Annotated in this window: 17 protein-coding genes; 8 read left to right on the forward strand and 9 right to left on the reverse strand. The window is 68.4% G+C overall.

Features of this window, described 5'->3' with window-relative positions; all coding sequences use genetic code 11:
- Nucleotides 1-36 precede the first annotated feature (36 nt).
- From ACWDXS_RS18490 to ACWDXS_RS18505, 4 genes are all read right to left on the reverse strand, one after another.
- Complete coding sequence (locus tag ACWDXS_RS18490) at nucleotides 37-1617, reverse strand: PfaD family polyunsaturated fatty acid/polyketide biosynthesis protein (protein ID WP_449967098.1); 1581 nt, start codon at nucleotides 1615-1617, stop codon at nucleotides 37-39.
- Nucleotides 1618-1833: 216 nt separating this feature from the next.
- Nucleotides 1834-2712, reverse strand: coding sequence for an alpha/beta hydrolase family protein (locus ACWDXS_RS18495; protein WP_378988889.1), 879 nt, complete (start codon nucleotides 2710-2712; stop codon nucleotides 1834-1836).
- Entirely contained in the window at nucleotides 2712-3233 is a 522-nt protein-coding gene (locus ACWDXS_RS18500; protein ID WP_378626832.1) for a DUF4442 domain-containing protein, read from the reverse strand. Before ACWDXS_RS18500 ends, ACWDXS_RS18495 begins: the two co-directional genes overlap by 1 nt.
- Nucleotides 3234-3302: 69 nt before the next feature.
- On the reverse strand, nucleotides 3303-4241 hold the full coding sequence (locus ACWDXS_RS18505) for a LysR family transcriptional regulator (protein WP_378626831.1): 939 nt from the start codon (nucleotides 4239-4241) through the stop codon (nucleotides 3303-3305).
- A 372-nt stretch (nucleotides 4242-4613) separates the two neighbouring features.
- Between ACWDXS_RS18505 and ACWDXS_RS18510 the strand changes: the two genes are divergently transcribed.
- The 7 genes from ACWDXS_RS18510 to ACWDXS_RS18540 are packed head-to-tail and all read left to right on the forward strand — an operon-like array spanning nucleotide 4614 to nucleotide 11798.
- The gene (locus tag ACWDXS_RS18510; protein ID WP_387442697.1) at nucleotides 4614-5837 is read left to right on the forward strand and encodes a cytochrome P450; all 1224 of its coding nucleotides are present in this window, start codon (nucleotides 4614-4616) and stop codon (nucleotides 5835-5837) included.
- 37 nt (nucleotides 5838-5874) lie between these two features.
- Nucleotides 5875-7167: an extracellular solute-binding protein gene (locus ACWDXS_RS18515; RefSeq protein ID WP_378988885.1), complete on the forward strand. Its 1293-nt coding sequence runs from the start codon at nucleotides 5875-5877 to the stop codon at nucleotides 7165-7167.
- 47 nt (nucleotides 7168-7214) lie between these two features.
- On the forward strand, nucleotides 7215-8201 hold the full coding sequence (locus ACWDXS_RS18520) for a sugar phosphate isomerase/epimerase family protein (protein ID WP_379313456.1): 987 nt from the start codon (nucleotides 7215-7217) through the stop codon (nucleotides 8199-8201).
- On the forward strand, nucleotides 8198-9124 hold the full coding sequence (locus tag ACWDXS_RS18525; protein ID WP_449967106.1) for a carbohydrate ABC transporter permease: 927 nt from the start codon (nucleotides 8198-8200) through the stop codon (nucleotides 9122-9124). Before ACWDXS_RS18520 ends, ACWDXS_RS18525 begins: the two co-directional genes overlap by 4 nt.
- Nucleotides 9111-9926 carry a carbohydrate ABC transporter permease gene (locus ACWDXS_RS18530; protein WP_449967109.1) on the forward strand — a complete coding sequence of 272 codons (816 nt, stop codon included), beginning with the start codon at nucleotides 9111-9113 and terminating at the stop codon, nucleotides 9924-9926. Before ACWDXS_RS18525 ends, ACWDXS_RS18530 begins: the two co-directional genes overlap by 14 nt.
- 5 nt (nucleotides 9927-9931) lie before the next feature.
- Nucleotides 9932-11113: an ABC transporter ATP-binding protein gene (locus ACWDXS_RS18535; RefSeq protein WP_378988877.1), complete on the forward strand. Its 1182-nt coding sequence runs from the start codon at nucleotides 9932-9934 to the stop codon at nucleotides 11111-11113.
- Nucleotides 11088-11798: a 5'/3'-nucleotidase SurE gene (locus tag ACWDXS_RS18540; protein WP_449967112.1), complete on the forward strand. Its 711-nt coding sequence runs from the start codon at nucleotides 11088-11090 to the stop codon at nucleotides 11796-11798. The genes ACWDXS_RS18535 and ACWDXS_RS18540 overlap by 26 nt, the downstream gene beginning before the upstream one ends.
- Here the strand turns inward: ACWDXS_RS18540 and ACWDXS_RS18545 are convergent.
- The 3 genes from ACWDXS_RS18545 to ACWDXS_RS18555 are packed head-to-tail and all read right to left on the reverse strand — an operon-like array spanning nucleotide 11776 to nucleotide 15432.
- Complete coding sequence (locus ACWDXS_RS18545; protein WP_449967115.1) at nucleotides 11776-13287, reverse strand: class I adenylate-forming enzyme family protein; 1512 nt, start codon at nucleotides 13285-13287, stop codon at nucleotides 11776-11778. The genes ACWDXS_RS18540 and ACWDXS_RS18545 overlap by 23 nt on opposite strands.
- The gene (locus tag ACWDXS_RS18550) at nucleotides 13284-14486 is read right to left on the reverse strand and encodes an FAD-dependent oxidoreductase (protein WP_378988871.1); all 1203 of its coding nucleotides are present in this window, start codon (nucleotides 14484-14486) and stop codon (nucleotides 13284-13286) included. The genes ACWDXS_RS18545 and ACWDXS_RS18550 overlap by 4 nt, the downstream gene beginning before the upstream one ends.
- Before the next feature lie 13 nt (nucleotides 14487-14499).
- On the reverse strand, nucleotides 14500-15432 hold the full coding sequence (locus tag ACWDXS_RS18555; RefSeq protein ID WP_378988869.1) for a PDR/VanB family oxidoreductase: 933 nt from the start codon (nucleotides 15430-15432) through the stop codon (nucleotides 14500-14502).
- A gap of 180 nt (nucleotides 15433-15612) precedes the next feature.
- On the opposite strand from ACWDXS_RS18555, the gene ACWDXS_RS18560 reads away from it, so the two are divergent.
- Nucleotides 15613-16023 carry a hypothetical protein gene (locus ACWDXS_RS18560; RefSeq protein ID WP_449967120.1) on the forward strand — a complete coding sequence of 137 codons (411 nt, stop codon included), beginning with the start codon at nucleotides 15613-15615 and terminating at the stop codon, nucleotides 16021-16023.
- A gap of 14 nt (nucleotides 16024-16037) precedes the next feature.
- On the opposite strand, the gene ACWDXS_RS18565 is transcribed toward ACWDXS_RS18560, so the two are convergent.
- On the reverse strand, nucleotides 16038-17261 hold the full coding sequence (locus ACWDXS_RS18565; RefSeq protein WP_449967123.1) for a vWA domain-containing protein: 1224 nt from the start codon (nucleotides 17259-17261) through the stop codon (nucleotides 16038-16040).
- Nucleotides 17258-18502: an AAA family ATPase gene (locus ACWDXS_RS18570; RefSeq protein WP_449967126.1), complete on the reverse strand. Its 1245-nt coding sequence runs from the start codon at nucleotides 18500-18502 to the stop codon at nucleotides 17258-17260. The genes ACWDXS_RS18565 and ACWDXS_RS18570 overlap by 4 nt, the downstream gene beginning before the upstream one ends.
- Nucleotides 18503-18515: the final 13 nt, after the last annotated feature.

An 18515-nucleotide genomic window follows, 5' to 3' on the forward strand; every position in this document is an offset into this window, starting at 1 on the left:
CCCCCTGCACGGCGCTATCTCCCTGCACGGCGCTACTCATCGTGACTCGATGCTGGTCAGCGGGGCCGGAACGTAGGTCGAGCAGCGGCCCGGCAGCCGCACGCCCGCCGCGCGCAACTGACTCACGCGGGTGGCGAACGCCGCACCCTGCATGATCTGCAACCCGACCTCGGCGACATGGCGGTGCGCCGGTGCGGCCAGGTAGGTGCCGGCGACCCAGTCGTTGAACGCGCCCATCGCGGGCCCGCACCAGATCTGATAGTCGAGGGTGCGCTCGGGCGTCGCGGCCGTGCTCCAGCCCGACGACCGGCCCAGATACCACCGGAAGATCAGCGCCATCCGGCGTTTCGGGTTCCCCTCGGCGCGCGCGATCTGCTCGGGGTCGCGCTCACGGAAGTAGCCCAGGCAGTCGTTCCACACCTCGTCGAAGGAGCGGGCCAGGATCCGCTGCTCGATCTCGGCGCGTTCGGCGGCGGGGATCGCCTCGATGCCGTCGTAGCGCCGATAGGTGTCGTACAACCGCCGTGCGCGGCTCGCGAACATCGTGCCGCGTTGCAGCACCTGCACGTCGACGCCGAGTTCGAACATGTCCGACGAGGGCGCCATGGTGGTGTCGGCGACGCCCGCCGCGGCCAGCAGTCGCTTCGCCGTCTCGGACTGCGCCGCTTCGACAGTGGCCTGATTGACCGACCCCGTGACCACGTAGGAGGCACCCATCGCGAAGGCGGCCGCGGCGGCCGCCGGAGTGCCGATGCCACCGGCCGCGCCGACCCGGACCCGCTGGGCGAAACCGTATTCGCGCTGGATCCGTTCGCGCACCGCCAGCAGCGACGGCAGCAGCACCACCAGCGGACGGCGGTCGGTGTGGCCACCGGAGTCCGCCTCGCCGGTGATGTCGTCGGCCATCGGAACCGATGCCGCCAGCTGCGCCTGCTCGGCGGTGATCTCCCCCGCGTCCAGCAATCCGCGCACCAGATGCTCCGGCGCCGGGCGCAGGAACAGTTCGGCCACCTCGGCGCGAGACACCTTGGCGATCACCCGGTTCCGGGCGATCACCTGGCCGTTCGGGTCACGGTGCAGGCCGGCCAGCCGGTAACGCACCACCTGCGGGGTCAGGTCGAGGAAGGCCGACGCCTCCACGCAGCGCACCTCGTGACGCAAACACGCGTCGACGATCGCCCGCTCCAGCGCGTTCTCGCTGGGACTGTGGATCAGGTTGCAGGCGAAGGGTTTACCCGGCGCCTCACGCCCGATCGTGGCCAGGGCCTCGTCGATCCGGGCGGGCAGCACACCGGCGGCGCCGAACGAGGCGAGCAAGCCGGCGCGCGCCATCGCGACCACCATCGGCGCCGAGGCGATCCCGTTGGCCATCGCACCGGCGTGGTAGGCGAAGTGCACGCCGTGGGTCTGCCGGAACTCGGTGTTGCCCAGCGTTTCCGGCCGCAGCGCCGGAGCCGCTGCCAGCACTTGCGCACCGCGCGCGGTGCCGGCGTCGGTGGTCACCGCGACACCGCGTTCGTCACGGACCACGAACACCGGCTTGTCCAATTCCGACAGCGCACGGTAGATGGAGTTGTCGTCCCTGGCGAGCGCCGAGGGTGCAAGGGAAGTCGTCACTGTGCCAATCCTTCTGAGAGCCCGAGGGCAGAGGTCGCTATCGAGAAATGCCACGAACGGTCGGCGCCGCGAACGACGCACATCGGCGCCCGAGGTGGTCGGCCGTCCTGCGGCGAGGCGGGCAGCCATCGCTACCGAGTCGGCCGACCATCGCTGAGCGATCGGCCTGCGCTACCGACCGAGATCGGTCTTCGATGCCGAGTGGATCGGCCATCGCTACTGGGGCGGTCGGCCTTCGGCAACCCAAGCCGCGACCGCGGGCGCGACCAGTTCGCTGTCCTTCACCCACGACGCATGGCCGATGTGGGTGAAGCCCGAGGCCCGGTCGATGTGCCAGCGATGCTGATCCGCCGCGCCCATCCGCTTGCTCAGGAACCGCACCGTGGACTCGGGGCCCAGCGGGTCGCCGTCGAGCGAGATGAGCAGCACCGGCAGCGTGAATTCGCGCAGCAACCGGTCGTAGTCGCGGGCACTGCCGCTGGGCCGGTAGTTGCCGGTCCGCAGGTGCCGGGCCCAGTCGATCATCACGCCCGCGGTCATCGGCCCGATGCCGCCACCGCCGGTCCACCGGCCGCGCAGCCGGGTGACCGCACCGACCGACCAGCCGCGCGCCAGCACCTCGAGGCGCCTGCGCAGTTCGAACGACCACCAGTACACCGAGCCGGTACCGATCGTCGTGATGCTCGCGACCCGATCCGGTTCGGCCGCCGCGAACAGCAACGCGAGCTGTCCGCCCAGGCTGTGCCCGAACAGGTGCAGCGGCGCCTCGGGGAACCGCTCGCGCAGCGCGTCCGCCACGGCGGGCAGGTCGACCTCGATCAGCTCGCGATAGCCGAACCCGGGACCTTCCCCCAGTGCGGGCAGGCTGTCGCCCTGCGCGCGCAGATCGAGGACAGCGGCCGTCAGTCCGGCCGCGTGCAAGGCCGTGACCAGCGGCAGGTAGTACTTGGCCTTGATGGCCATGGCGGGCAGGATCAGCACCACCGGTGCGGCCGGATCCGCCTGCGGCAGCAGGCGTACCGCCAGGGTGGCGCCGTCGGGGGTGGCGACGGTGGTCGATTCCAGCCCGACGATCTGGGCGCGTTGCTCGCTCATCACGCCTCCGCGGCCAGCGTGCAGACGTAGTCGAGCGCCACCTTGCCGACCAGCACACCCGCGGTGTCGTACATCAGCGCCCGCGCGTCCACATCCAGCCGCTGGCCGCCCTTGGCCGCCAGTACCGTCGCGACGTCGCTCGGGTCGATGACCCCGATCGCCCGGATCCGGCCGAGGGCGGGCTTGCGGAACGACAGCCGCGCGTCGCGCAGCACCAGGGTGTCGATGGCCGACAACCGCGACGCCAGCGCGCCCACGAAGGCGCACGCGCCGGCGATATCGGCGGCCAGGAATTGCGCACCGGCGTGCACGGTACGCAGATGGTTCAGGACGTAGGGCTCGTCGGGAATTTCCACGATCGCGCGGTGCGGACCGATTTCGGTGATCTCGGTCCCCGCGTGGGTGCCGAAGGGGACCAACTTGCTCACAATTCGCTGCAGATGCAAGAAGTCGGGGTTATCCGGATCGATCGCCTCGAATACCGAACCGAGGGTGGCTGAGGTTTTCAGTTCAGGTGCCATGAAATAATTGCACCATCCGCACCCGCCGATTCGGATTTCCATTGCCGATCTCAATCGACCGAATGGTAATCAACTCGCCAGCGGTTCTCCGTAGACCTTGCCGCGGATAGTGGATTGCAGGAAATTCTTCGTCGAATCGAGGCTGTCCAGGAATACCTGCACCACTTCGTTGGGACTGTCGACGCGCCAGGCGACCTGTAATTCCACCACCGGTTCCGGATCGACGAGGGGAACCACCTTCAAACCCATCGGCCGCGGCTCGTCCATGCTGATGAACGACGCGAACCCCACATACCGGCGGGCGGCCACGGTGATCTCGGTGGCCACCGAGTCGTTCATGTACTCGGCGACCTTCGGGAACGCGCCCGCCCGCTCGCCCGCGGTCATGATGGCGTCGTACATCGCCGGGCTCACCTCGCGGTTGAACAGCACGCACGGCGTTTCGGCCAGTTCGCGGATCGAGATCGAGGACCGGTCGGCCCACCGGTGCCCCTGCCCCACCAGCGCGCCGATGCGCATCTGCAGCAGACACCGCGACAGCACCGACCCGCCGTTGGACGCACCGCCGTAGAGCAGCCCGACATCGAGCTCCCCGCGCGTGAGAGCGGTGAGCTGCGGCCCGGAGCGACCCGAGCTGAGTTTGGTGGTGATATTGGGATAGTGCGCGTGCAATTGGGCCAGTGACCTGGGCATGATGAGCTGCCCGGCCCGGCCGTTGAACCCGATGTTGATCTTGCCCATCCGCCCGGCCGCGATGTCGCGGACGGTGTTGGTCGCCGAGTGCACCTCCCCGAGAATCCGTCGCGCGTCGGCGCGGAACGCCTCGCCCGCGGGGGTCAGCTGCACCACCCGCGACGTCCGCGACACCAGTTCGACGCCGAGATGGCGTTCCAGGCGCTTGAGTTGCTGGCTGAGTGACGGTTGCGTGAGATGGAGCCTGGCGGCCGCCCTTCCGAAGTGCAGTTCGTCAGCGATGGCAAGAAATGCCTCGATATGCCGTGTCTCCATAGTGCGCGCCTCGCGTGATCAGGTACGTGACTCGTCCGAGATATGCACCTTGTATAGCGGCACCGCACGTCATCGGGGAACGGGCCCGTGAAGCCCAGATGAGCAGCGACCGAATTCCTGCCAACCCTGCGGCGTGTCCACCCCGCCTCGCGGTGCACGGTGCCGCGAGCGGCACCGTGAACACGGTCGATTCGGCACTCGAATCGCTGACTCGGAAAAACCCGATGATCCCCGTCTTGACAGGGCGATCCATTTCGTACCGCAATTGATCAATAATGCGTTCCGCGTTGTCGCCCGCGACACCGGAGTGGAAGACTTTTATCCGGTGCAGGCGAAGTAATTTCGACGCCGATTTTCGAAGGAGCCCAGAATATGACGACCACGGTTGCCAGCCAGCACGACGCCGAGTCGACACTGGCCGAACTGTTCGCTCCCGATACCCGACCCGATCCGTATCCCGTCCACCGCGCACTGCGCACGAAGTCCCCGTTGGTCACCAAAGGCGGCGACCTCGTGATCATCGCCAACTACGCCGATTGCCAGCAGGTGCTGCGCGACCCGTCGGTGCGCAACGACCCCAAGCTTTCCCGGCTCGGCAAGGATCACCCGGAGCGCTCGGAGTCCCTGCTGTTCCTCGATCCGCCCGCGCACACCCGCATTCGCCGGCTCGTGTCGAAGGCCTTCACACCCAGGGTTATTCGGGCCTCGCAGCCGCAGATCCACTCGATCGTGGACGAACTCATCGAAAATATCGCGAGCAAGAGCGAATTCGACGTGATCTCCGAATTCGCGCTGCCCCTGCCGGTGCGGATCATGTGCGCTCTGCTCGGCATCCCCGTCGAGGAGTTCGGCGACTTCGAACCCGCCGCCCGCAGGCTGGGCCGCGTCCTCGACTTCAACCTCGTCGTCCACAACGACGATCTCGACGACGCCGAGGGCGCGCGCAACGAGCTGATGAACTACCTGGTCAACCTGATCTCCCGCAGGCGCGGCAACCTCGGCGACGACCTGCTCTCGCGGCTCATCGAGGTCGAGGAGGAAGGCGAGGTGCTCAGCGAGGGCGAACTGCTCGCCACCTGTGTGCTGCTGATGGTCGCCGGCCACGAGACCACCGCCAACCTCATCGCCAACGGCGTACTCGCCCTGCTCCAGAATCCGGACCAGCGCGAGATCCTCGCCGCCGACCCCGAATTGGGGATCAGCGCCGCCGACGAGGCGTTGCGCTACGACGCGCCGATCCAGTTCGTGATGCGCATCGCCACCCGTGACATGGAGGTGAGCGGCACCGCGATCAGCCCCGGCACCGCGATGCTGGTGCTGCTCGCCTCGGCCAACCGTGATCCCGAGCACTACCCCGACGCCGACCGCTTCCTGGTCGCCCGCGGCGCGGCCGACCACCTCGCCTTCTCGGCCGGGGCGCACTTCTGCCTCGCCGCGGCGCTGGGCCGGGCCGAGGGCGCCGCGGCGCTGTCCGCCTTCGCCGGGCGGGTGATCGACCCGGTGCTCGTCCCGGGCTCGCTGCGCTACCGGCCCAATGTGAACCTGCGTGGCATCGACGCTTTGACCGTCACGCACGGCGGAGTTCGTCTCCGTTGATCTCCGATTCGACCACCCCCTCCACAGAAAGCCTGTTATGAACTCGCACCACCACGGCCGTAAGGCCGGATGGGGGATCGTGCTCGTCGCGGTCACCACGCTGCTCGCGGCCTGCGGCCAGAACAGCTCGGCCCCGGTCGCGGCCGACGACCCGGTGACCATCACCTTCCTGTCCTACACCTACGGACAGACCAACCCGCTGGGCAAGGGCATCGAGAAGTTGATCAACGACTTCCAGACCGCCAACCCGAAGATCACCGTCAAGCCGCAGTCGGTCCCGACGGCCGACGCGCTCACCAAACTCCAGAGCGAAGTGGTGGCGGGCAACCCGCCCGATGTCGCGCAGATCGGGTGGAGCAAGGTCGCGCAGGCCTCGCAGACCTTGCCGCTGCGCTCGCTCGAAGAGGTCGCCGGCACCGATGAGTGGAACAAGCACATGGCGGGCTTCGTGCCGTCGGTGCTGAAGGCGACCCCGGTGGCCGGCGCCAAGAAGCCGGTCGCGATGCCGTTCATGATGGCCACCCCGGTGGTCTTCTACAACGCCGACCTGTTCACCGCGGCCGGGCTCGATCCCGCCCAGCCGCCCAAGACGATGGCCCAGCTCAAGCAGGCCGCGCAGGCGATCAAGGACAAGACCGAGGCGCAGGGCGTGTACGTCTCGGCGGCCGACCCGGGCAAGTCCGACTACCTGACCCAGTCCCTGGTCAACAGTGCCGGTGGCGCACTGGTGTCGAGCAGCGGTGAAGTCACCGTCGACTCGGCCCCGGTGATCACCGCGCTGTCGACGATCCAGGATCTGACCAAGTCCGGTGTGCAGCCCGCGGTCGACTTCGCTTCCGCGCAAAGCGCTTTCAACTCGGGCAAGCTCGGCATGCTGGTCACCACCGGCGGCGGTCTGCTGACCCTCGACGCGGCGGCCAAGGGCAAGTTCGCCCTGCAGGTGGCGCCGCTGCCCGCCTTCGACAACCTGCCTGCCCGCCCCACCTTCTCCGGGTCGGGCCTGACGGTCGTGGCCAAGGACGCCGCCAAGGCGAAGGCGGCGTGGAAGTTCGTGCAGTTCATGACCAACGACGAGAGCTTCAAGCTCATCGCCTCGCAGATGGGCTACCTGCCGCTGCGGACCGCGGCGGAGTCCTCGGCCGATCCGCGGCTCGGCTCGGCTGTCAAGCAGATGGCCGATCTGGCTCCCTACACCGCCTTCCCGGGCAAGCAGTCCAACCAGGGCGTCGTCATCCTCCAGGACGAGGCCGTCGAACCGATCGTCCTTCGCGGCGCCGACCCGGCGGCGACCCTGCGCGCCGCCGCCGCGAAGATCCGCGGACTCAACTGAGTTCACGCACCCTCCGCTGACCACCACCCCCTCGAAGAGAGACACCGTTGTCACACCAGGTATTCGCACACACGCCGCCGAACGGTTCGACCGACGGCGGCGCGATCCCGAACAAGATCGGCCTGACGGTCAATCCGTGGTCGGGAAAGCAGCTCCTACGCTCCGATTTCGAGGAGATGCGCGAATTCCTCGATGAGGCCGCGACCGCCGGGTTCGGCTATGCCGAACTCGGTGGCTGCGGCCTCGGGGTGGTGATCGGCGGACAGGTGCAGCGCTCCCGGCTGGCGGCGCTACGCGACGCGCTGGCCGATTGCCGAGTCCGGCTCACCCTGCACAGTTCGTGGCATTCCTCCGGACGCACCGGCAATCTGCTCGACACCGGGTCCGCGTCCTCGCAGCAACTCGGTCTGCTGGCGGATCTGGAGATCGCCGCCGCGATCGGCGCCGAGGTGCTGGTCTACCACGCCGGAGTGCTGCCGAGCCTCTACAGCGACGGTGCGGCACTGACCGAGGGCATGGCGACCGAGCGCACGATGTTGCGTGAGCTCGCCGACGAATCCGGCGCGCGCGGGGTCACGATCGCGATCGAGAACCGGGCGCCCGGTCCCGCGGTACTCACCCGCCGTTCCTACGGGATGCGGCTGGATCTGGTCGCCGAGCAGGTGCGCCAGATCGATCACCCCGCGGTGACGATGTGCCTCGATGTCGGCCACGCGTACCTGTCGGCCGGCTACCTGAACTACGACTACCTGGCCGCGATCCGCGAAGTCGCCCCGGTTGTCGGCCACATTCACCTGCACGACAATTTCGGCCGGATGCCGCGCCAGCCCGACGCGAACCCGTACGAACTCGAACTCCTCGGTGAGGGCGATCTGCACCTGCCGCCCGGCTGGGGCACGATCCCGCTGGACGAGGTGCTGGCGACGCCCTTCCCGCACGACCCGGCGATCATCATCGAGATGCGCCACGCCCGCCACCACGCGGAAGCCCTGCACACCACCCGGCGGCTGCTCGATGCGCGAGCCCGGTCATGACGCTCACCAAGGACCCCGAGGTCACGCCGAAGGCGCGCGTGGCCGAACGCCCCGCCGCGACCGGGCTCGCCTGGCTGTACTTCTCGCCGACCATGCTCTCGATCACCGTGTGGGTCTACGGGCCGCTCGTGTTCACCGCGGTACTCAGCTTCCTCGACTGGAACCTGGTGTCACCCGACATCGCGTTCAACGGCCTGAAGAACTACGAAACCCTGCTCACCGAACCGGAATTCGGCAACGCAGCCTGGAACACCCTGAAGTACGCGCTGTTCGTGCTGCCGTTCGCGACGGTGGTGCCGTGCGCGCTGGCCATCGCGCTGTGGAAGCGCCCTGGCCGGATGAGCGAGTTCTACCGGATGCTGCTGTTCCTGCCGGTCGTGCTCGCGCCGGTGGCCAACGCGTTGTCGTGGCAGTTCATCCTGGACCCGCTGTACGGAACCCTCAATCAGGTACTGGGGTTCGCCGGGGTGGAACCGATCAATTGGCTCGGTGACCCCGCGACCGCGCTGCCGACCGTCGTGGTGGTGACGGCCCCGAAAGTGGTGGCGCTCAACACCTTGCTCTTCGGCGCGGCGCTGGCGAACCTGGACCGCCGCACCGTCGACGCGGCGCGCTTGGACGACGCCACCGAGGGCGAGATCACCCGCGCGATCATCCTGCCCCAGCTGCGACGCCCGATCATTCTGCTCGGACTGCTGTCGATGGTGGTGGTGTGGCCGTGGCTGTTCACCAATATCGGGGTGCTCACCCGAGGTGGACCCAGCAATGCCACCGACAACGTCTACTACCGGCTCTACACCTACGGTTTCACCTTTTTCGACGCGGGCACCGCATCGGCGGCGGCCATCGTCATCGCGCTCGCGTTCGGGCTGCTGCTGACCGTTCACACCCTGCTCTCGAGGAGATTCCGTGCGACGCGGTGACGCGATCGGCAGACACCTGCTACTGATCACAGCCATTGTGCTGATGCTGTTCCCGGTGGCGATGGCCTTGGCCACCTCGTTCAAACCGGTGTCGACCATCTTCGATCTGAATCCGATCCCGCTTCCGGCGAGCTTGGAGAACTACGACAAGGCAGTGGGCAAGTTCCCGATCGGCACGCTGCTGTGGAACACCTTCGTGATGGCCGCGGGCGTCACCATCGCGACCATGCTCGTCGCCCTGCCCGCCGCCTACGCGCTGGTGCGCTTCGACAAGGCGCGCGGCCGTGGTTTCGTCCTCGCGGCCGTGGGCATTTCGCTGCTGATCCCGCCGCAGGCGCTGATCATCCCGCAGTTCCTGATGACCGCGAAACTGGGCTGGCAGGGGCACACGATCGGGGTGATCATCCCGCAGCTCGGCGTCAGCGCGCTCGCGGTGCTGTTGCTGCGCGACCACATCCGGTCGGTGCCGCAATCGCTGATCGGCGCCGCCGTACTGGAGGGCGCTACCTCGTGGGAGGTCCTGCGGCACGTGGTCCTCGGCGTGATGCGCCCGGCACTGGGCGCGGTGGCGATCCTGCTGTTCATCAGTACGTGGAACGAGTTCCTGTGGCCGCTGCTGGTGATGCCCGATCCCGAGGACACCACCATCCAGCCGGGTCTGGCGCTGTTCCTCGGCCCGGAGAGCGCGGACTACGGACCGATGCTCGCCGCGGCGATGCTGGCCTCGCTGCCGGTCGTCGTGATCTATGTCCTGGCGTCGCGACGGATCGCGGACGCCTTCCTTCATTCAGGGGTTCGGTAATCGACATGACCAGTCTCAGTGTGAGCGAGCCCCCGGTGCTGACCACCGAGCTCGATCTCTCGGCCGGCGTGGTGCTCGACGGCATCACCAAGCAATACGACGAGGACCGCCCGGCTCTCGACGTCGACCTGCTGCATGTGCCCGGACAATCGCTGACCGTGCTGGTCGGCCCGTCCGGCTGCGGCAAATCGACCGCGCTCGGCGTGGTGTCCGGCCTGATCACCCCCACCGCGGGGCGGGTGCTCATCGACGGCGCCGACGTCACCGAGGTGGCGCCGGGACGACGCGGAGTCTCGATGGTGTTCCAGGATTTCGCGCTGTACCCGCATATGACCGTCGAGCGCAATATCTCCTTCGGCCTGCGGCTCGAGGGCAAGCACAACCGCAAGTCCGGGCTGGACCGCACCGAGATCGAACGACGGGTGGCCGGCGCGTGCGACAGCCTCGGCCTGAGCGAACTGCGCCACCGCAAGCCCGCTCAGCTCTCGGGCGGTCAGCGTCAGCGCGTCGGGCTGGCCAGGGCGATCGTTCGGCAGCCGAAGGTGCTGCTGCTCGACGAGCCGCTGTCCGCACTCGACGCGCAGCTGCGCCAGCAGGCCCGGGTCGAGCTGGTACGACTGCATCGCGAGCTCGGCAATACCGTCGTGCTCGTCACCCATGACCAGCTCGAGGCCTTGTCGATGGCCACCCACCTGGTGGTGATGAACAACTCGCGGGTGTTGCAGGTCGGTAGTCCGGCGCAGGTGTACCGGCGACCGGTCGATCTGTTCGTCGCGACGTTCCTGGGTAGCCCGCCGATGAACCTGGCGACGGTGACGATGAACGACGCCGGGGACGAGATGACCGGGCGCGGACTGGAAGTACTGCTCCCCCAGGCTGTCCCCGGCGTTCCCGCCGAACTGACACTGGGCTGGCGGCCCGGTGACGGCACGCTCCGTGACCACGACGGCCCGGGCTTGCTCGTGCACGGTGTGGTGGAGCTGGTCGAGTTCACCGGCGACTCCAAGATCGCGCAGTGCACCGGCGAATCGGGTCGCTGGGCCGTGACGCTGCCCGCCAACGATCCGGCTCCGGCCGTCGGCGCGCGGATCCAGGTGTTCGTCCCTGCGCACCGGCTGCACCTGTTCGACCCCGACACCGGCTCCCGGGTAACGGCTTTCGATGCACCTGCTGATCACCAACGATGACGGATACCGCGCGCCGGGGCTCCTGGCGTTAGCGGAAGCCGTGCGGGCGCTCGGCATCGACGCGACGGTGGTAGCACCGAGCGGTCCGATGTCGGGCGCGAGCCAGTCCCGGCGCAGTGGCGTCGCGGTGGAGTGGGAGTGGGCCGCGCCGACCGCCGGAATTCCCACGATTCAGGTGGGGTCGACCCCGGCGGCCTGCGTGGTGTTCGCGCTGACCTCTGGGGTCCTGGCGCCGGTGGATCTGTGCCTGAGCGGTGTGAACGCGGGCGAGAACATCGGCGCCACACTCAATGTCAGCGGCACCTACGGTGCCGTCCAGGAGGCGGGAGCGCGCGGTGTGCCCGGCATCGCGCTCTCCCGCGAGTTCGGTGGACCGTGGAACACGCCCCACGATTGGGATTGGAGCTGGGTCCCCGAGGCGACAGCCGGGGTACTCACCACGCTGCTCACAGCGCGGGCGGGCTGGTTCACCGCGAACGTCAACCTGTCCGGCACCGACCGGGGCGCGGATCCGGCCTACACCACGGTCAGCCGCGCGCTGTATTACACCGATGTCTTCGACATCGCCCAGGGCGCCATCCTCAGCACGATCGGTTACCGCGCCGAGGATCTGGCGCCCGACGACGACATCCACGCCTTCGCCGAGCAGCGGCGGACCAGCATCACCCTCGTCCGGCGGGCTTGAACGGTTCGGACCGCAACGCGGTCTTGACGACCTTCCCGCCGGGGTTGCGCGGCAACGGCGCCGTGCGCACCGAGAAGTACTGGGGCACTTTGAAATCGGCGAGCCGCTCGCGCAGGTGGTCGAGCACGGCGGCTTCGTCGAACTCGACGCCCTCGACCGGCACCACCACCGCGCCGACCTTCTCGCCCATCATGTCGTCGGGCACCCCGACCACCGCGGATTCGCCGATGCCCGGGGCGCCGGCCAGGGCGTTCTCCACCTCGACGCAGTACACGTTCTCGCCGCCACGGTTGATCATGTCCTTGGCCCGATCGGCGATCGACACCAGCCCTTGCTCGTCGATGCGGGCGAGGTCACCAGTGCGCAGCCAGCCGTCGACGAAGGTCGCGGCGGTGGCGGCGGGGTTGTTCCAGTATCCGGCGACGACAGTGGCGCCGCGGATGAGCAGTTCGCCGACTCCGCTGACCGGATCGGGCGCGTCGATGGCCAGGTCGATGATCGGCGCGGCGAACCCCACCGATTCCGCGTGTTCGGTGGCCCACTCGTGGGGCAGGTAGGTCGCGATGGACGAGGTCTCGGTCAGACCGAACCCGTTGGCCAGCCGCGCGTTCGGGAAGTGCCGGGCGATCTCGGCGACCAGCGCGGGCGCGACCGGCGCGCCGCCGTAGGCGACCCGGTTCACCGCGCTCAGATCGAAGTCGGCGAAGTTCGGCTGCCGAAACGCAAGGTAGTAGATGGCGGGAGTGTTGGTGAGCGAGGTGACCCGCTCATCGACGATCGCGCGGAGGAAATCCTGAATCTTGAACTGCGGCAGAATGATCGTGCTGCCGCCGATGGCCAGCTGAGGAATCAGCTGACTGTTGCAGGCGGTGACGTGGAACAGCGGCACCGAGACCAGGTTGCGCAGAGTCGGGCCTTCGTCGGCGGCGATGTGGGCGAGCCGGCGCACGTTCTCCACGGTGGACAGCAGGTTGCGATGCGTGGTCATCGCTCCCTTGGGTCGTCCGGTCGTCCCACTGGTGTAGAAGATCGCGGCCAGATCCGTGGGACCCGCACCCTCGTGGACGTAGGGATCGCCCTGGGGCAGTGCCTCATTCGGCCGCAGGCTGAACGCGGCGTCGGAATCGGTGAGGACATAGTCGATTTCGGGGTCGGCGAACCGGGTGTTGACCGGCACGGCAACCGCACCCGCGAGCACGATTCCGAGAAAGCCGACCACCCACTCCGTTCCGGCGTTCAACAGGATGGCAACACGGTCGCCCGGTTGAATTCCCTTGTCCCGCAACCCACCCGAGACCGCGGCGGCCCGGTCCCACAGTTGCCGGTACGAAAGTCGCTCGCCACCGATCTCGACGACGGCTTCCTGCTCGGGCCACGTCTGCACGGTGTGGCGCAGCATGTCCACCAGGGAATCGGGCAGGTCGGCGTAGTGCGCGATACCGTGCTCGTCGCGAAAGATCCCGGCGGTGCCGAACGGTTGCACGGTCATCGCGCACCCTGCGGGTTCAGCAGCGCGGCGAGGTTGTCCTCGGCGAAGAAGTCCCGGCCGCTGAGCCCGCCCGCCATCATCCGGAACCACTGCTGCGTGTGCTTCGCGCTGCTCGGCAACGCGCGCATCACCTCGACGTGCTTGTCCGGCAGTACCAGTCGCGAGGACTCGCAGGTGAACCGGTACATCGGCTTGCTCGACCGATCCCGCTGCGCCTGATAGTCGGCGAGCGCTTCGTCGAGTGGCCGCGCCGCCGACAGCCCCTCGTGCGCCCGCTCGGCGAGCAGGTCGGCGTAGGTGAACGCGTCGCTGATCCCGAGGCCGGTGAACGGGTCCTTGTGATATCCGGCGTCGCCGACCAGCGCCCAGCCGGGGCCGTGCGATTCGCGGTAGAAGTTCTCCGGATAGCGGGCGATATAGAACCGTTCGTCGCGTTCGCCGGTGTCGAGCAGTTCGGCGAGGTCGGGCGCGGTTTCCTTGAACGCCAACGAGAAGTTGCGCTCGACATCGGCGCGGAACGGCGCGAACCGGTCGACGTATTGCACACACCAGATCAGCGTCTTGCCGTCGTGGGTCGGCCAGCCACCGACCGCCTGCTTGTCGCCGATCCGCAACTGGCTCTGCATGGTCAGGCCGGACCAGTACGAGTAGGCGGTGAAGGTCTCCCCCGGGATCACGTCGTATTTCTGAGCCCCGGTGAGCTGGGCGACGGTGGACGCGTATCCGTCGGCGCCGATCACGAGGCGAGCGTGTTCGGTCACCGGTTCGCCGTCGCGGTCGCGGCCGACGATGCCGGTGACGAACTCACCGTCGCGCACCAGATCTGTCACGGTGACGCCTTCGCGCAGATCGACCCCGGCCTCGCGGGCGGCATCCTGCAACAGCTTGTCGAGCACGATGCGCCGCGGCGCGTAGGTCTCGGCGATACCGTCGATCGGGTCGGAGAAGCCGGAGAAGTGGGCGTCGGCGTAGGACATGGTGATCGAGTGGATGGGCGTGCAGCCGGTGGCTTTCAGCCGATCGAGCAGGCCCCAGTCCCGCAGCCGCGCCAGACCACTCTGCCGCAGCATGTGGGTCGACACGGCGTCTTTGGGAAACAGCGCCTGGTCGACGCAGAGCACCCGGTAGCCACGCCGCGCGAGCAGCATCGCGACTGTGGCGCCGGCGCAGCGCGCGCCGACAACAATGACATCGTGCACAGTTTTCGACCTTTCAGGCATCGAGCACGAGACGGTCCGTGCGCGCTCGGGAAACGCAGATCATCATGGTTTTGCCCGACTCTTGTTCAGCCGGGGTGAGCACCGAATCGCGGTGCTCGACTTCGCCTTCGAGCACGGTGGTCTCGCAGGTCGCGCACGTTCCCTCACGGCACGACCACAGCACGTCGGCGCCCGCCCGTTCGAGTGCGTCCAGGACCGACGACCCGGCCGGAACCTCGATGGTCCGGCCGGAACGGTTGAGCACGACGGTGCTCGTCCGCTCGGGTCCGGTGGCCGCGATCTCCTTCGGATGAAAACGCTCGACCCGCAAGGCATCCGCGACACAGTGCTGCTCGACCGCGGCCAGCAGCGGCTCGGGGCCACAGCAGTACACGAGCGTGCCCGAGGTCACCGGCGCGAGAATCTCGGCCAGTGGCATCAGCCCGACGTCGTCCTGCGCGTAGCGACGAACCCGCGCACCATAGGCGGACAGCTCGCCGGCGAACGCCATCCGCGCGCCGGTGCGGCCGCCGTAGTGCAGTTGCCAGTCGGCGCCGCGCTGCTGCAGTTCGCGGATCATCGGCAACAGCGGGGTGATCCCGATACCGCCGGCGATCAGGAGGTAGCTCGCCGCCTGCGTGAGCGGGAAATTGTTGCGTGGCTCCCGGATCTCCAGCAGCGTGCCCGGCCGCACGTTCTCGTGCATCCACGCCGACCCGCCGCGGCCCTGCTCCTCGAGCAGCACCGCGATGCGATAACTGTCCCGATTCGCGGGATCGCCACACAGCGAGTACTGGCGAACGACGCCGTCGGGCAGGACGACGTCCACGTGCGCACCCGGTGCCCACGGCGGCAGTGGCGCGCCGCCGGGGTCGGTGAGCACAAAGGACAGCACGCCCTCTGATTCGTAGGTGATGGACCGAATTCGCACAATCGCGCTGATCACACGACGAGTCTCGCAGGGGTTCGGCGGCCCGCGGGGATTGATACTTTCAACGAATTGCCGGATTGAAATGGGGTCGATCGGCTATCGGCGGTCAGCGGGAGAAACGATCAGGAATCGAGAAGTTTCCAGGTAGGCGCCGTGTCAGCATTGTCTTCCATGGATCGACGAAAGGGTTTTGCGATGAACATCACCTGGGTTCGGCGAACTCATCGCGTGCTCGCCGTCACCTTCCTCGCGGCCGTGCTCATCACGGTGCTCGGATTGTCGCTCAGCGGGCCCGAATGGGTGGTCTACCTGCCGCTCGTTCCGCTCGCCGGGCTGTTCCTGTCCGGTGCCTCGATGTTCGTACGGCTCTTGCGCGGACCGCACCCGCTGTCGGCGTTCGGCGACAGTGCCGGTCGCGTCCGTCAGGTGCATCGCTGGTCCGCGGTGGTATTCGTCGTCACCGTCGTCGCCACGGTGATCGCGCTGGCACAACCGGAGCCGATCGTGTGGATCTCCTACCTCCCGCTGATCCCACTCGCGGGGCTCTTCCTGTCCGGCTCGTTCATGTTCGTGTCGCCGCTGGTACGGGCGCGGCGCGCCCACTAGCTGGGTGACTCCCGTCAGCCGATGTCGACCACTCGCGCCCATGCGGGTGGGCTGTCCGGGACGTAGTCCGGGTCGTCGTGGCGCCACGCGCGTTCTCGGCGGAAGAGGCCGACGACGGTTCGGCAGGCCGGTTGGTGGGAGGGCCAGGGGGTTTGGCCGTCGGTCAGGGCGACGAGTACGTCCGGGCGGGTGCGCAGGGCCTGGGTGAAACCGGTGCGCAGGTCGGTGCCGCCACCGCCGATCAGCGTCATGCCCTCGGCCTGGCACAGCGGGTGGGCGATTCTCGCCGCCGCGTCGCAGGAGAACACGGTGACCAGGTCGCGGCGGCCGCCGACGGCGCGGATGATGGCGGCGACTTCGAGCAGGGCGCTGCCCAGTTCGTCGTCGCTGACCGAACCCGAGGTGTCGATGACCACGCTGACCTTGGGTGGGGTGCGACGCAGGCTGGGCAACACGATGCCGGGCAGTGCGGTGCAGCGGCGGGCGGGGCGCCGGTAGGTGTAGTCCTCGCCGACGCCGGGAGCCGAGGCGGCCGCGCGCAGTGCCGCGCCGAGCAGGTCCCGCCACGGCTGGGAAGGATGCAACGCCTCCTTCGCCCAGCGCCGCCACCCCTGGGGCGCGTCTCCCGGACGCCCGACGATGCCCTGTGCCACCAGGAATCGGACGCCGTCGCGCTGCTGTTCGCTGAGACCGTCCGCGCCGTCGGGTCCCAGCTCCCATTCGCGGTCCGATCCGTCCGCGCCGCTGCCGCAGTCGAGCCACGCCATGTCTTCGGTCAGCCGCCCGAGGCGGAACTGACCCAGGTAGTCCTCCATGAGTTGCCCCGGGTCCAGCCCCAATGTGCTGGGCAGCACAGCGCCCTCGGGCCAGACCAGCCCGTCACCGAACGCGTCGTCGTTGATCTCGGCGTCCGCGGCGATGTTCATGCGCAGCCGCTCCCCCGGACCGGTCAGGTCGTGGGCGTGGGCGTAGCGGTCGCTGCGCGTGTGATGGTCTCGCAGCAGGTGCGACACCTCGTGCACCAGGATCGAAGCCAGTTCTTCCACCGGTGTGTAGTCGACGAATCGTGGCGAGACGTAGCACCGCCAGTGTTTGTCCACGCCCATCGTCGGTGACCTCGGCGACTCGACGATGTGCAGCGCGTACAGAGCGGTCGCCAGATAAGGGCGGGCCGAAACCGCCTGCAGCCGTGCGGCATACAGCTTGCCGAAATCCAGTCCGGTGGCGTCCGCTGTCATCGGCCCGCCTGCACGGCAACGCGGGCCGCGGCGCGATCGGCACTCTGCGACACCGCCACCACCCCGGCCAGCTGTTCGATCGCCGCGGGCACCTCCCAGTTCTCGCGGCGCAGCGTGGCCAGCGTCGTCGCGGGAACAACCACCAGGTCGGGTGCTCCGGTTTCCACGGCTTTCACCAGCAGCGACCAAGCCGCGTCCCACCGAGCCCGCTCCGGCCGTTTGCGCACCGCGGCCACCACACCGTCGAGAACGGCCTGACGCAAGTCGCCCCGGGTCGGCAGTTCAGCGGCGACCGGATCGGCCAGCAGTGCTTCCGGGTCGGGCAGATCCATCCGATCGATGCTGGTGAGCAGTTCGAAACCGGGCCCGTCACCGACTGTGCCGCGGATCAACTGCGACAGCACATCACGACTCGCGTCGGCCGCGGTGGCGAAGGCGATCAGCCGCACGGTCATCTCCCAACTCCGCGGTGACGCCCAGGCACCGCCCCGCCGGGTTTCGGTGGTAGGCATCTGGTGCACGAGCTTGGGCCGAGCCGCGAGCAAGGTGCATACCGCGCGACGGGCGAATGCGACCGCCTCCGGCAGGCTTTCGGCCGCGAGCCGAGGCAGGGTCGCGTGTGGCCAGGTTCCGCCGAGGCCGCGGACGACGACGTCGTGTTCGTGAGTCCACTGCAGGTGCACGAATCGGTTCGCCAGAGGCGGGCTCAGCTCCCAGCCGTCGGCGGCCGACGAGCGTGGGTTGGCGGCCGCGACGATGCGCACACCCGGCGGCAGTTCCAGTGCGCCGACCCGCCTTTCGAGAACGACGCGCAGCAGCGCGGCCTGCACGGCGGGCGGCGCGGTGGACAGTTCGTCGAGGAACAGCAGGCCGCGCCCGGCCCGCACGAGCCGAACCGCCCAATCCGGCGGCGCCATCGGCACCCCCTGGGTCGCGGGGTCGTCGCCGATGATCGGCAGGCCGGAGAAGTCCGACGGCTCGTGCACACTCGCGATCACCGTGGTCAGCGGCAGTTCCAGGGACTCCGCGAGCTGGGTCAGGGCAGCGGTCTTGCCGATGCCCGGCTCACCCCACAGCAGCACCGGCAGGTCGGCGGCCACAGCCAAGGTGAGCGCTTCCAGTTGCGTGTTGGTGCGCGGCTCAGTCGTCACCTCACCCAGCAGGGCAAGGAGTTCGCCCGCGACGTCGAGCTGGGAGTCGGTGGCGCGAGTCGGAAGCGGGCAGAGGGTATGAACAGTCATGTGTGCATCACCT

It is taken from the genome of Nocardia sp. NPDC003183, from assembly GCF_053590715.1.